The 13,217-nt window shown below is 62.0% G+C and carries 10 protein-coding genes; 5 read left to right on the top strand and 5 right to left on the bottom strand.

Annotated features, from left to right (window positions below; all coding sequences use genetic code 11):
* Window positions 1-50: 50 nt before the first annotated feature.
* Complete coding sequence (locus tag Q8O96_RS00050; protein WP_102864077.1) at window positions 51-872, bottom strand: UDP-2,3-diacylglucosamine diphosphatase; 822 nt, start codon at window positions 870-872, stop codon at window positions 51-53.
* A gap of 132 nt (window positions 873-1,004) precedes the next feature.
* On the opposite strand from Q8O96_RS00050, the gene Q8O96_RS00045 reads away from it, so the two are divergent.
* Both Q8O96_RS00045 and Q8O96_RS00040 read left to right on the top strand, forming a co-directional pair.
* Window positions 1,005-1,814, top strand: coding sequence for an AraC family transcriptional regulator (locus Q8O96_RS00045; RefSeq protein ID WP_102864078.1), 810 nt, complete (start codon window positions 1,005-1,007; stop codon window positions 1,812-1,814).
* 229 nt (window positions 1,815-2,043) lie between these two features.
* The gene (locus Q8O96_RS00040; protein ID WP_102864079.1) at window positions 2,044-2,937 is read left to right on the top strand and encodes a DMT family transporter; all 894 of its coding nucleotides are present in this window, start codon (window positions 2,044-2,046) and stop codon (window positions 2,935-2,937) included.
* On the opposite strand, the gene Q8O96_RS00035 is transcribed toward Q8O96_RS00040, so the two are convergent.
* Window positions 2,931-3,218 carry a SelT/SelW/SelH family protein gene (locus tag Q8O96_RS00035; protein WP_102864080.1) on the bottom strand — a complete coding sequence of 96 codons (288 nt, stop codon included), beginning with the start codon at window positions 3,216-3,218 and terminating at the stop codon, window positions 2,931-2,933. The two genes, Q8O96_RS00040 and Q8O96_RS00035, sit on opposite strands and share 7 nt — an antisense overlap.
* Before the next feature lie 72 nt (window positions 3,219-3,290).
* On the opposite strand from Q8O96_RS00035, the gene Q8O96_RS00030 reads away from it, so the two are divergent.
* Window positions 3,291-5,480, top strand: coding sequence for a patatin-like phospholipase family protein (locus tag Q8O96_RS00030; RefSeq protein WP_305948195.1), 2,190 nt, complete (start codon window positions 3,291-3,293; stop codon window positions 5,478-5,480).
* Between the two features lie 96 nt (window positions 5,481-5,576).
* On the opposite strand, the gene Q8O96_RS00025 is transcribed toward Q8O96_RS00030, so the two are convergent.
* Window positions 5,577-6,011 (bottom strand): MarR family transcriptional regulator, encoded by a 435-nt coding sequence (locus tag Q8O96_RS00025; RefSeq protein WP_102864082.1) that lies wholly within the window; start codon window positions 6,009-6,011, stop codon window positions 5,577-5,579.
* 119 nt (window positions 6,012-6,130) lie between these two features.
* Complete coding sequence (recQ, locus tag Q8O96_RS00020) at window positions 6,131-8,257, bottom strand: DNA helicase RecQ (RefSeq protein WP_102878823.1); 2,127 nt, start codon at window positions 8,255-8,257, stop codon at window positions 6,131-6,133.
* A 274-nt stretch (window positions 8,258-8,531) separates the two neighbouring features.
* Between recQ and Q8O96_RS00015 the strand changes: the two genes are divergently transcribed.
* A complete protein-coding gene (locus Q8O96_RS00015) occupies window positions 8,532-9,119 on the top strand; it encodes a YecA family protein (protein ID WP_102864084.1) in 588 nt (195 codons plus the stop codon).
* A gap of 10 nt (window positions 9,120-9,129) precedes the next feature.
* A complete protein-coding gene (locus tag Q8O96_RS00010) occupies window positions 9,130-9,525 on the top strand; it encodes a YbaN family protein (protein ID WP_102864085.1) in 396 nt (131 codons plus the stop codon).
* Window positions 9,526-9,577: 52 nt separating this feature from the next.
* On the opposite strand, the gene Q8O96_RS00005 is transcribed toward Q8O96_RS00010, so the two are convergent.
* A partial coding sequence (locus tag Q8O96_RS00005) for an S-layer family protein (protein ID WP_305948194.1) occupies window positions 9,578-13,217 on the bottom strand: 3,640 nt, incomplete at its 5' end.

The raw sequence follows: 13,217 nt of genomic DNA, 5'->3' as shown, positions 1-13,217 counted from the left end.
GGCGATGGAACAGGCCAGCCCCACCTGAAGCCTGATCGACAAGCCATCGCTCAGGCCGGCTCCGCCATCTTCAAGCGCTCGGCCTTGAGCTGGGCTTCCCGGGCCTGGGCCTCGGCCAGGCGATAGAGTTCGATGCTGCCGTCCCAGTGCTCGATCAGGGCTGTGCAGGACTCCACCCAATCGCCGCAATTGAGATAATCCACCTCGCCCACCTTACGGATCTCGGCATGGTGAATGTGGCCACAGACCACCCCGTGCAACTCACGCTTGACGCACTCGTGGGCAATGGCCTCCTCGAAGTCACTGATGAAACTCACCGCAGTCTTGACCTTGTGCTTGAGGTAGGCCGACAGCGACCAGTAACCGTAGCCATAGCGCGCCCGCCAATGATTGAGCCAACGATTGAGGGTCAGGGTGAACTCATAGGCCGAGTCGCCGAGAAAGGCCAGCCAGCGGTGATATCGCGTAATGACGTCGAACTGGTCACCGTGGATCACCAGCAGATGGCGGCCGTCAGCCGTGACGTGCACGGCTTCGTCCACCAGTTGGATGTTGCCCAGAATCAGCTTGGAGTAACGGCGCAGGAACTCATCGTGATTGCCGGTGACGTAGATCACCTCGGTGCCGCGCTTGCTCATGGTCAGCAAGCGGCGGATCACGTTGGTATGGGCTTGGGGCCAGTACATGCCGCCCCGCAGTTTCCAGCCATCGATGATGTCGCCAACCAGATAGATACGGTCGGCCTGATACCCCTTGAGAAACTGCGCCAGGTGTTGCGCCTGGCAATCCCGGGTGCCCAGATGCACATCGGAAATCCATAAAGTCCGTACCCGTTGCTTGCGGCTGGGCTTGGCGAGTTCGGCATGGGTCATGGACGCTCTCCGGGATTTTTTGCGAGCTTGCGCCGCAGCGATTAATAGCCCATGACAAAAATGCGGCAGTGCGATGACAACGCGAGCCCTCCGACCGCCGGTGTACACTGGCCGCCTGCCAAGGAGACCGTGATGGGATCTATCCTCACCCTGCGCCACTACACCCATGACCTGATCGCCCACAGCCACGAGCATGCGCAACTGGTGTTCGGCCTGCGTGGCCAGCTCCAGTTCGAAGTCGAAGGCCAGGGCAGCCAAGTGCAGCAGCAGAGCTTCGTGGTGGTGCCGGCCGGCGCCCGACATGTCTGCGGCAGCCCCAGCGGAAGCCATTGCCTGGTGTTGGACATACCCGGTGAACGCTGGGTGCAACAGTCTTTGGGCGAACATGCCGAGGCCAGCCGGCGTTTGCTCGATGCGCCTCGACATCAGGTCCTGGGGCCGAGCCAGAGCCGCCTGGTCAACTGGCTAGCGGACAGCCCGGTGGACGACCCCTTGATTGCCCAACAAGGCGCAGTCCTGCTACTGGCCAGCCTCAACCATTGCGCCGACAGCCAGCCTGGCGAGCGTCGTCTGCCCTATGCCGCCCTGAATGCCCATATCGATCGTCACGCCGCCCACCCCTTACAGGTGGCCGACCTGGCCCAGATAGCCGGGTTGTCCGCTGCCCGTCTGCATGCACGGTTCATCGCCGAGTGCGGGGCCAGCCCCATGGAGTACGTGCGACGCCGGCGCCTGCACATGGCCCTGGAACTGTTGCGCGGATCAGCCTTGCCCATGGGCGAAATCGCCAGCCGCGTGGGTTATAGCTCCCAGAGTGCCTTTGCCGCAGCAATACTGCGGCAGTACGGCCACTCGCCGCGCCAACTGCGCCAAGGAGCAGACGCTAGTCCCTCGACAAAAAACGCCAGGATCGCGACAGACCAACAGGTCGCCCGCCCCTAGACTGAGCCCATTGCCGCCTAGGCTCTGTACGAAAAGTGTTGAGACGAAGGTCAGGCACGGCGAAAACGGTCGAGGAACGGCCGGGGTCGCGTTCGACTTTACGGGGTGTAAATGAGCATTCCGATCGGACTCGCGCACGAGACCGTTTTCAACGCAGCATCACCGAGTATCAAGGCTTTTTGTACAAAGCCTAAGGCCATTACTGCCCGTCTTGTGGCTAAGGATAGAGATGACTCCGCGTACCGCCCTTGGCGCCCTGCATATCGGCGCCCTGATGTTCGGCCTGACCGGTGTATTCGGTAAGCTCGCCGCCGCTTCGCCCGCGGTCATCGTCTTCGGCCGCGCAGCCTTTGCCGTGCTCGCCCTGGGCGTCTTCGCCCGTCTGGCCAGCAACACCCCCTGGCAGAAACTGGCCGCCACCGATTGGCAACGCCTGCTGCTCAGCGGCCTGCTGCTGGCCGGACACTGGGTTAGCTTCTTCGTGGCAGTGAAGGTCGCCGGGGTGGCTATCGCGACCCTGGGCTTTGCCAGCTTTCCGGCCTTTACGGTGATTCTCGAAGGCCTGCTTTTCCGCGAGCGGATCCGCGTCAACGAGATTCTGCTGGTGATCCTGGTGAGCATCGGCCTGGTGCTGGTAACCCCGGAATTCGACCTCGCCAGCCAGGCCACCACCGGCCTGCTCTGGGCCATGGGTTCGGGCCTGCTGTTTGCCCTGCTGTCCTTGAACAACCGCACCAGCTCCGGGCGTATTCCTGCGGTGCAGGCAGCCCTCTGCCAGAACGTGGTGGTCACCCTGTGCCTGTTACCGGTGGCAGCCCCCGAGCTTGGCCAGGTGCGGGCCATGGATTGGCTGTGGATCAGTCTGCTGGGGATTTTCTGCACCGGCCTGGCCCACAGCCTGTTTGTCGCCAGCCTGGCGGTGATCAAGGCACGCACCGCGGCGGTGGTCTTCACCCTGGAACCGGTCTACGGGATCACCGTGGCCTGGCTGCTGTTCGGCGAGAATCCGACGCTGCGCATGCTGATGGGCGGAGCCTTGATCATCGTTGCCATCGTGGTTTCAAGTCGCCTGTCGATGGGCTCAGGCAGCAAGGCTGCCACGGCTGAAGCCGGCTCTCACTGAGTACGATCGTTGTGGCCCAGGTTGCGCTCCGGATCGATCTGGTCGCGCACCCGTTGCTTGAGTACCTTGGCCTCGGGAAAACCGCCATCGGCCTTGCGCTCCCAGATCTGCACGCCATCGCAGGAAATGCGGAACGTGCCACCGGTAGCAGGCTCCAGAGACACTTTGCCCAAGTCATCGCTGAACGTGCTCAGCAACTCCTGGGCCAGCCAGGCGGCTCGCAACAGCCACTGGCATTGGGTGCAATAGGTGATGACCACTTCGGGTTTACGTTCAGTCATGGTACGGCCGACTCCTGAGTTCAAGGGCGTCGCTATAATAGCCGGCTTTATCGTCCGTCCCCGAGAACCACGATGCGCCGCCTGCTGTCCTGCCTGTTCCTCTGCCTGCTACCCCTGCTCGCTCAATCCAGTGAAGCGCCGCGACCGAAAATCGGTCTGGTGCTGTCCGGAGGTGCTGCCCGTGGCATGGCGCATATCGGCGTGCTCAAGGCCCTGGAAGAGCAAGGCATCCGCATCGACGCGATTGCCGGCACCAGCATGGGCGCGGTGATCGGCGGGCTCTATGCCTCGGGCTACAAGATCGACGAGCTGGAAAAACTGGCCCTGAACATCGACTGGAGGCAAGCGCTGTCCGACGCTCCGCCCCGGGAAGACGTGCCCTTCCGGCGCAAGCAGGACGATCGGGATTTCCTGGTCAAGCAGAAACTCAGCTTCCGTGACGACGGTAGCCTGGGCCTGCCACTGGGGGTGATCCAGGGCCAGAACCTGGCGTTACTGCTGGAAAGCAAGCTGGCGCACGCCAGCGATACCCGGGATTTCGACAAGCTGCCCATTCCCTTCCGGGCCGTGGCCACCGACATCGCCAGCGGCGAAAAGGTGGTGTTCCGCAAGGGCCACCTGCCCCAGGTGATCCGCGCCAGCATGTCGATTCCGGCAGTGTTTGCGCCGGTGGAGCTCGATGGTCGGCTACTGGTGGACGGCGGCATGACCGACAACATTCCCCTGGACGTCGCCCGAGGCATGGGAGTCGACATCGCCATTGTGGTGGACATCGGCACGCCGCTGCGCTCGCGCAAGCAACTCAACACCGTGGTCGACGTGCTCAACCAGTCCATCACCCTGATGACCCGGCGCAATTCCGAGGAACAATTGGCGACGCTGCACAAGGACGACGTACTGATCCAGCCGTCGTTGTCGAGCTTCGGCGTCACCGACTTCGGTCGAGCCCAGGAGGTGATCGACGCCGGTTATCGCGCCACCCGTATCCTCGACGCCCGCCTAGCGCGCTTGCGTGCGACCCAACCACAGGATGCGCAACTGGCCGCCGCGCGCCTGCCCAGCCAGCGCACGCCGATCATCAGCGCAATCAAGGTGGAGAACGACTCCAAGGTCAGCGATGAGGTCATTCGCTACTACATCCGCCAACACATCGGCGAACCCCTGGACCTGGGCCGCCTGGAAACCGACATGGGCACCCTGTACGGCCTGGACTTCTTCGAACAGGTGCAATACCGCGTGGTGCACAAAGGCCAGGACAACACCCTGGTGATCAGCGCGCGGGGCAAGCGCAGCGGCACTGACTACTTGCGCCTGGGCCTGAACCTGTCCGATGACATGCGCGGCGACAGCGCCTTCAACATCGGCGCCAGCTATCGCATGAACGGTATCAACAGCCTCGGCGCAGAATGGCTGACCCGGGTGCAGATCGGCGACCGGCAGGAAATCTACAGCGAGTTCTATCAACCCTTGGATGCCGGTTCACGCTATTTCATTGCGCCGTTTATCGCTGCCCAAGCACAGAATGTCGAGGCAGTGCTGGATAACGATCCGATCGCCGAATACCGCCTGGAACGCTACGGCCTGGGCCTGAATCTGGGGCGGCAGATCGGCAACAGCGGCGAAGTGCGTTTCGGTGTGGGCGAGGCCTGGGGCAAGGCCGATGTGCGGATCGGCGATCACGACCTGCCCAGCGAGAACTTCAATGAGGGTTATTACCAGCTGCAGTACTCCTTCGACTCCCTGGACAACGTCTACTTCCCCCACTCCGGTGAAGACATCGGCCTGACCCTGCGCCAGTTTGAACCGAGCCTGGGTTCGGACAATCGCTACCGACAGTGGGAATTCAAGCTCGACAAGGCCTTGAGCAGCGGCCCCAATACCTTCGTACTGGGAGGGCGCTATGGCCGAACCCTGGACAATGCCGATGTCGTGACCTCCAGCTTCCTCCTGGGAGGCGCACGACAGTTGTCCGGCTTCCGTCAGGATGCCCTGTCCGGGCAGAACATCACCCTGGCCCGCGCCGTGTACTTTCGCCGACTCACACCACGCTCCTACCTGCCACTGGATTTCCCGCTCTACCTGGGCGGCTCACTGGAACGCGGGCGGGTGTGGAACAACGACAACGCCTTCGACAGCGGCTATATCAATGCCGCGAGCATCTTCCTGGGCTTCGACACCCCGCTGGGCCCATTGAACTTCAGTTACGGCTTCAACGACGACAACCAGAAGGCCCTGTCGCTGAACCTTGGCCAAACCTTCTGACAGGCGCACAAATGCCGCACCGGACGGCGCAATCAGTAGGATTCAGGGGACACGAAAATAGGACGAACCGGGGTCAGGCAACCCCGGCTGAAGGCATCAGGATTTTTCCAGATTAGCCAGGATGCGCCCATGAACGCGCATGCAGACCCGCAGGTCTTCGTCGTCGACGCCAATGAACAATTCATGGCGCAAGGCAGTGGCGATGGTCTCGATCTGCTCAATCAAGGGCCGCGCGGAAGGACAGAGGACGATCTTCTTCGCCCGGCGATCTTCCACCACCGATTGGCGCTGGACCAAGCCCTGGGTTTCCAGGCTATCCAACAACCGAGCCAGGGTTGGCCCTTCTACGCCAACGCTTTGCGCCAGCTCACGCTGGGTTGGCGCGTCTTCAAAACGGGCCAGATGCAGCAGCACCAGCCAGCGGGCCTGGGACAGGCCAAGCCCGGCCAGGCGGCGGTCCAGTTCGGCACGCCAGCCGCGAGACATATGCGCCAGCTGCATACCAAAACGGTGTTCATCGGTTAACGGCATAAAACACTCATGATCAGACTGAAAATAAAGAAAAACTAATTATTAGTCAGCTAAGCATGACCCTTGCCAGGAGGCAAGGCCTCTAAGGGACTGAATCGTTACAACATTGACGCACCCCTTCACATTTCAAACTCCGACTGCAGCGCGGCACGCACGCAGTACAAAACACCTTCGGGGACTCGTCCGGCAAACACTTGGCTGATCTCGACCACGGGCGGCAGTTCGCCCTCGCCGTCGAGGAAGGCGTCCTGGATTTCCCCCAGCAAGTCCTCCGGAAGATCCAGCGCCTGTTCCAGGGACAGTTGCTGCTTGCCAATGGCTTCGGCCAGCAAGGTGTAGACGTTCTTTTCCGTGCACTGCAGTTGCCCGGCAATCTGCACCGGGGTCATCCCGGCACGGGCCAGGGTAATCAGCTCGTGGCGGATATCGGCGACCACCTTCGGCGCCTCGACACCGCCGCCTAGCACTTCGAGGAACGCCGCGCCATAACGCTCCAGCTTGCGCGCACCGACACCACTGACCTCGGCCATTTCCGCCATGGAGCCGGGCTGGCTGCGAAGCATCTCCAGCAAGGTTGAGTCGGGGAAAATGACATAGGGCGGCACCCCATGCTCTTCCGCCAGCTTGCGCCGCAGGGCTCGCAGCGCCTCCCATTGCTCGCGCTCCTCGCCACGTACCAGTTGGCTGGCCTGGCTGGTGCTGCTCTTGGGGGTGCTTTGCGGCTTGAGATCGCGTCGCAGCTCCAGGGTTACCTCGCCCTTGAGCAAGGGCCGGCACGTGTCGCTCAAACGCAGACCGCCATAACCTTCAAGGTCGATGTCCGCCAGCCCGCGAGCCACCAGTTGGCGGAACAGAGAACGCCATTCGCCTTCGCTACGAGCCTTGCCGACCCCGAACACCGACAAGTGCTGATGACCGAAGCTGCGGACCTTTTCGGTGTCCTTGCCCAGCAACACGTCCACCAGGTGACCGACACCATAACGCTGACCAGTGCGATAGATGGCCGACAGTGCCTGGCGCGCCGGCTCGGTGGCGTCCCAGGTTTGCACGCCATCGACGCAGTTGTCGCAATGGCCACAAGGCTGGGGCATGTCCTCATCGAAATAGGCCAGCAACGTCTGGCGCCGGCAGCGGGTTTCCTCGCACAGGGCCAGCATCGCATCGAGCTTGTGCTGTTCAAGACGCTTGTGGCGTTCGTCGCCTTCGGAGTTCTGCAGCATCTGCTTGAGCATCAGCACATCTTGCAGTCCGTAGGCCATCCAGGCGTCCGCCGGCAGGCCGTCACGACCGGCACGACCGGTCTCCTGGTAGTACGCCTCCAGGGACTTGGGCAGGTCCATGTGGGCCACAAACCTCACGTTGGGTTTGTCGATGCCCATGCCGAAGGCAATGGTTGCCACCATGATCAGGCCTTCCTCATTGAGGAAGCGTTTCTGGTGATAGGCGCGCAACTCGTTGGGCAGGCCAGCGTGATACGGCAGCGCGGTAAAGCCCTGTTCACAGAGGAAGGCCGCCACTTCGTCAACCTTCTTGCGCGACAGGCAATAGACGATCCCGGCATCGCTGCGCCGCTCGTTGAGGAAGGCCTGCAACTGCTTGCGCGGCTGTTCCTTGGGCACGATGCGATAGAAGATGTTCGGTCGGTCGAAGCTGGAAAGAAAACGCTCGGCGTCCTGCAAGTGCAGGCGATTGACGATCTCTTCCCGGGTACGCTTGTCGGCGGTGGCGGTCAGGGCAATGCGCGGCACGTTCGGGAACATTTCCGCCAACTGCCCCAACTGCAGGTATTCAGGACGGAAGTCATGCCCCCACTGGGACACGCAGTGAGCTTCGTCAATGGCGAACAGAGCAATATCGAGGTTCTGCAGAAACGCCAGCATACGTGGCTGAACCAGGCGCTCCGGGGCCAGGTAGAGCATTTTCACCTCGCCGCGACGAATACGCGCCGCCAGGTCACGCTGCTGCTCGGCGCTCAAGGTCGAGTTCAAGGCGGCGGCCGCAACACCGAGTTCCTCAAGGGTGGCCACCTGATCGTCCATCAACGCGATCAAAGGCGAGACCACCACCGCCAGGCCTTCGCGAAGCAGGGCCGGAACCTGGAAGCACAGCGACTTGCCACCGCCGGTGGGCATCAATACCAAGGCATCGCCGCCGCTGGCCACGCGCTCAATGATCGCACCTTGGCGACCACGGAAACTGTCGTAGCCGAAGATGTCCTTGAGGACGCGTTGAGCCTGTTCGAGCATGAAAAACTCCAAAAATCGCCGATTTCCCTGGATGCAGACTGGCCGAAAAGTCGGCGTGGTTCACCGACAAATGCGTTAGCGGACTTGTCCGCACTTGCCGTCGGGCCTGCAGGGCATCACAAAACGCGCGAGTATACCCGAGCCCTTCCCGGCAGAGGGCGCCGACAATGGACCGCTGGTAACCTTTAGAACCGCTCAAATCTGCCCCGTGGCTGGCTTGAGCGCTCAAGAAAGCCTAGAATTCAGCATCGTTTATTCCCCAAGGTAGCCGTCAATGTCCTTCGCTGAGCAACTAACCCGCCTGCAAGTCTTCCTCGACGCAGATGATCTGCACGACGAGGCGCTGGACTACGTGGCCGCTCACGGCTACTTGACCGCGCTGTCGATCTGCTCGGAAAGTGTTCCCGACCGTGAATGGATCGACGCCCTGTTCGCCGAAGAGCCGCATTACAGCGACGACGCCGAACGCGAAGCCATCGAATCCACGCTACTGGCCCTCAAGGCGCACATCGCGCGCCAACTGGCTTCCGATGAAGAGTTCGAGCTGCCTTGCGAACTCGACCTCGGCGACGACCCGGACGACTCCGACCTGCGCGGCTGGTGCATCGGTTTCATGGAAGGCGTGTTCCTGCGTGAAGCAGCCTGGTTCGAAACCGCAGAGGAAGAAGTCAGCGAGATGCTGCTGCCGATCATGGTGGGTTCCGGCCTGTTCGACGAGCAGCCGGAATTCTCCGACATCGCCAGCGATGCCAACCTGATGGACGACATGATCGTGCAGATCCCCGAAGCACTGACCGCGCTGTACCTGCTGTGCAACGCACCCGACGAAAAACCGGCGCTGCTCAAGCCTCGCCACCACTGAGTCGGCGCCTATGGCCAAGCCCATAGGCCAACGCCCCCTGGTGTTGCGTTACGTTCTGCTGGCCATCGGCTGGCTGAGCGTAGCGCTGGGGGTACTCGGCATCTTCCTTCCGGTATTGCCCACCACCCCTTTCCTACTGCTGGCGGCCGCCTGTTTCGCCCGCAGCTCTCCACGCTTCTACCAATGGCTGGTGCAACACCCGCGCCTGGGTCCGTGGATACGCGACTACCTGGATGGCAATGGCATTCCGCTCAAGGGCAAGGTGTATGCGATCGGCCTGATGTGGCTAAGCATTGGGCTCTCGTGCTACCTGGTGCCACTGCCCTGGGCGCGAGGCTTCATGCTGACCAGCGCGGTGCTGGTCAGCATTTACATCCTGCGCCAGAAAACCTTGCGGCGCCCTTGAGCAACCCCAGCAGCCGCTGCCTGGGCAGCGGCCTCAAGGACCATGACGACCATCAGACGGTATCCACCTTCAACGAGTGATCGTTGAGCATGCCGTTGATGATGGTGGCCGTGTCCGCCCCTCCGGCAATCACCCCACCCGCCCCTGGCGTGACTCCGTAATGGCTGGCCAGGTCGACCCCTGCCAGGTCAATGGTCTGGGTCGGCGTCGCCCCTGCCACCGCGCTGACATCAATGCTGGTGACCAAGGTCGCGCCACTGCCAGTGACCTTGAAGTGCAGGTAGTCATCCAGGGAAGCGGAAGTCGCATTCTCTCCCTGTAACAACTGCGACAGGTCCAGCTTGTCGGTGCCCGGCGTAAAGTCGGTCACCACATCGTGCCCATTGTTACCCTGCAGCCACTGGAAGGTATCGCTGCCGCCGCCTCCGGTCAGGGTGTTGTTGCCCATCCCGCCGATCAGCAGGTCATCGCCACCACCGCCATTGAGCACATCGTTCCCCAGCCCGCCGGTAATGACGTTGGCGTTGCCATCGCCGGTCAAGGTGTCGTTGTAGTTGGACCCCACCAGGTTCTCGATGCCAGTCAGGGTGTCGGTGCCCGCGCCCAGGGTGTTCTGCGCCCCCACCAGGCCGAGGTTGACCGTCACTGCCGCCGTGGCATGGGCGTAACTGGCGGTATCGACACCCGCACCACCATCCAGCAGATCATTGCCCGGCCCGCTGAACAGCAGGTCATTGCCGCTGCCACCATTCAGGGTGTTGTTGCCCGAGCCTGCGGTGAGCACATCGTTGCCATCGCCGCCATTGAGGATGTTGTTACCACTGCCCGCCACCAGCACATCGTCACCGGAAGTGCCGGTCAGGGTGTTGCCATCCTGGTAGGAGATGCTCACCGCCGCCACATCGCTGCCACCGTGACCATCACTGGCGGTGTAGGTGCCGTGGTAATCCGGGGTGACGTTCTGCGCTCCGGAGTAATTCACGGTCATGGTCAGCTGATAGTTTTCCGCTGCCGTGGTGTTGCCGCCGCTGGTGTTGGTGATGTTGACGATATGGATCTGGTAAGGCCCATCCGCCGCCGCCGTGAAGGTGCCGCCATCAGCGATCGACGTATAGGCTCCACCGTTAAAGGCATATTCCATGGAGACGCGGCCGGCGGCCAGATTGTGATTCAGATTCAGGGTTTCCCCCTGTTTGAGATTGACGGTGATCACGTCCTCATCGTTGGCATTGGCGTTGGTGACAGCTCCCAGGTAACCGCTGACCAGCACCACCGCGGTCATGGTCGCGGCGTTGGCATTGAACGAGGCGCGATCGACGGTGATGGCCTGGTTGGCGCCATTGTTGCCATTCCCGGCAAAACCGATGGTCTGCTGACTCGCCGCCGTGAACGCCGCGCCCTTGGCCGCCCAGCCGGTGTTAAAAGTGGTGGGCGCCGCATTCAGAGGATCACCATTGACGTCACTGTCGTTGGCCAGCAGTACATCCTCGGGAATCGCCACACTGCTGGACAGCACGTTGGTGATGATGTGGTCATCCCCGGCGACCGGTGGCGCATTGGGATTGACCTTGACCACCAGAGTCGAGCTCGCCAGGTCACCGTCGTTGTCGCTCACCGTATAGCCGAAGGTCTCGGTGATTACGGAGTTTGTGACCTTTTGCGAGCTGTAGCTGAAGTCCCCGGTATCGAGGTTCACCACCAGGGTGCCGCCATTGCTGGTGGCAATGCTGATGCTGTTGTTGACGGTATTGAAGGTACCGTTGTTGGTGGTGCCGCTGAAGGTCAGCGAGCCCTGGTTGCTGTTGCCTTTGGGGTCGTAGGTGTAGGTTCCGCCATCCACCACGATCGACTTGATGAACCCGCCATCGGCACCAAAGCTGCCGCCATCCCCCAGCAAACTGCCGGTGACCGGAGAGCCTTGCACCGTACCGGCCAGCACCGAATTGAGCTGGTTCAGGTCGGTGACCACCACCGCATTGGTGTTGACGTGAGTACTGCCGTCATAGGCCAGCGGATCGAGGTTGCCATTGCTGACCCCGCTGCCCAGGCCGATCGCATAGTTCTTGATGCCATTGGCATCGAGGAAGGCTTTCCAGGCTGTCTCGTCCGCGGTGCCGATTTCCTGACCCGAGGTCGGTGCGCCGTCGGAGAAGAAGTAGCCGACATTCTGCGCGCCACTGAGCTGGCCACTGGTGACAAAGGCCAGCTTCGCCGCCGCCACCGCCGCGTCGTAGTTGGTCCCGCCTCCTGCCACCAGCGTGGCGACAATTGCCTTGGCCGTGGCCACGTCTACCCACACCGGAGTCTGGGCGGTAGCGGAGCTGCTGAAAGTGACAAGCTGGACTTTGACATCCCCCATGTCGTCGTACTTGTCGAGCAAGGCGCTGATGGCCTGCTTGGCCAGGCCCAGCCGCGTCAGCCCGGAAACACCTGAAGGATCAGCCATGCTCCCCGACACATCGATCACCAGCAGCAGGTTGGAGTCCACCTCCACCGCCGTGACCGAACGCTCGCTGGCCACTGCCTTGGGCACATCATCGACAATGCTCACCAGGATGCTGCCGGTGGTGCTGTTGCCCAGGGCATCGGTGGCCTTGTAGGTGAAGCTCTCACTCAAGGTATTGGCGCCATCGTTGGCGTTGGGGGTGGTTTTCGGCGCCGAGGTCAGGGTGTAGGTGTAGGTGCCATTGGGGTTGAGCAGAATCTGCCCGTAGCTGCCCGTGGCACTGCCCACCAGACTGAAGGTGATACCTCCAGAGCCGCCGGTGACCGAGCCCACCAAGGTACCGCTGGCGGTTTCCGCGGTGGAGCCCGGATCGCTACCAGCCACGGTGCCAGCAGCCAGGTCCTGACCATCCTTATTCAGGTCCAGGGCCTTTTCATAGACAGTGACGTCCTGATCGGTCACTGCCTTGAGGCCGCTGTCAGCGACATTGATGGTCAGGGTGGTGGTGCTCTCATCACCATCTCTGTCGCGGATGGTGTAGGTGAAGACATCACTGGCCCCGGGCGGGCTCACCGAGTTCGGATTACTGTGGTACACCGCGTTGCCGGCGGCATCCAGGGTCAGGGTGCCGTAGGTGCCGGCGATGCTGCTACCCAGCCCGCCGATGGCCGAGGTGGCGGTATTACTGCCGGCGCGCACGCCGACCACCGCGCCACCAACGGCTGCACCATCGGCGCCCAGCACATCATTGCCCAGCACACTGACATTGATGGTGGCGCCTTCCGTGCCGCTGGCCGTATCCGCCACGGCGCCGGGCAGGTCATCGACGATGTTGACGTCTATCACCCCGGACGCGGTACTGCCGTCGCCATCGGTGGCCACCACATTGAATTGTTCAGCAATGCTATTGGCGCCCAGCGCCGTTGGATGGGCTTCGTTGTCCAGCAAGGTGTAGCTGTAGCTGATGACTCCGGTGCCGGCGTTATAGCCAGTGATCGTCAGGGTGTTGCCCAAAGCAGTGGTGACGCTTTGCGGGAAACCCGCGGCCACACCGCCGCTGACCACATTGATACCGCCCACGGTCAGGGTTTGCAGACCGTCCAGCGCGGTCACGGTAAACGTGCCGCTCTGAGTCAACGCAGGGGTATTCGGGCTGCTGCCATCGCTGAGGTTTTTCTCATAGACCGTCAACTCGCCACCGTTGACGTTAAGGCCGTTCAAGGTCACCGGGTCGTCGTTGTTATGA

It is taken from the genome of Pseudomonas sp. LPH60 (genome assembly GCF_030718165.1).
GTDB classification, from domain to species: domain Bacteria; phylum Pseudomonadota; class Gammaproteobacteria; order Pseudomonadales; family Pseudomonadaceae; genus Aquipseudomonas; species Aquipseudomonas danubii.
Note: the sequence above shows the minus strand (reverse complement) of the source record. Positions and strands in the feature narration are given on the sequence as shown.

Excerpts from the sequence above, each read along its gene's own strand:
- Q8O96_RS00030 (WP_305948195.1), top strand. The coding sequence starts at position 3,291 with ATGCGCCGCCTGCTGTCCTGCCTGTTCCTCTGCCTGCTACCCCTGCTC.
- Q8O96_RS00040 (WP_102864079.1), top strand. The coding sequence starts at position 2,044 with ATGACTCCGCGTACCGCCCTTGGCGCCCTGCATATCGGCGCCCTGATG.
- recQ (WP_102878823.1), bottom strand. The coding sequence starts at position 8,257 with ATGCTCGAACAGGCTCAACGCGTCCTCAAGGACATCTTCGGCTACGAC.
- Q8O96_RS00010 (WP_102864085.1), top strand. The coding sequence starts at position 9,130 with ATGGCCAAGCCCATAGGCCAACGCCCCCTGGTGTTGCGTTACGTTCTG.
- Q8O96_RS00050 (WP_102864077.1), bottom strand. The coding sequence starts at position 872 with ATGACCCATGCCGAACTCGCCAAGCCCAGCCGCAAGCAACGGGTACGG.
- Q8O96_RS00035 (WP_102864080.1), bottom strand. The coding sequence starts at position 3,218 with ATGACTGAACGTAAACCCGAAGTGGTCATCACCTATTGCACCCAATGC.
- Q8O96_RS00045 (WP_102864078.1), top strand. The coding sequence starts at position 1,005 with ATGGGATCTATCCTCACCCTGCGCCACTACACCCATGACCTGATCGCC.
- Q8O96_RS00025 (WP_102864082.1), bottom strand. The coding sequence starts at position 6,011 with ATGCCGTTAACCGATGAACACCGTTTTGGTATGCAGCTGGCGCATATG.
- Q8O96_RS00015 (WP_102864084.1), top strand. The coding sequence starts at position 8,532 with ATGTCCTTCGCTGAGCAACTAACCCGCCTGCAAGTCTTCCTCGACGCA.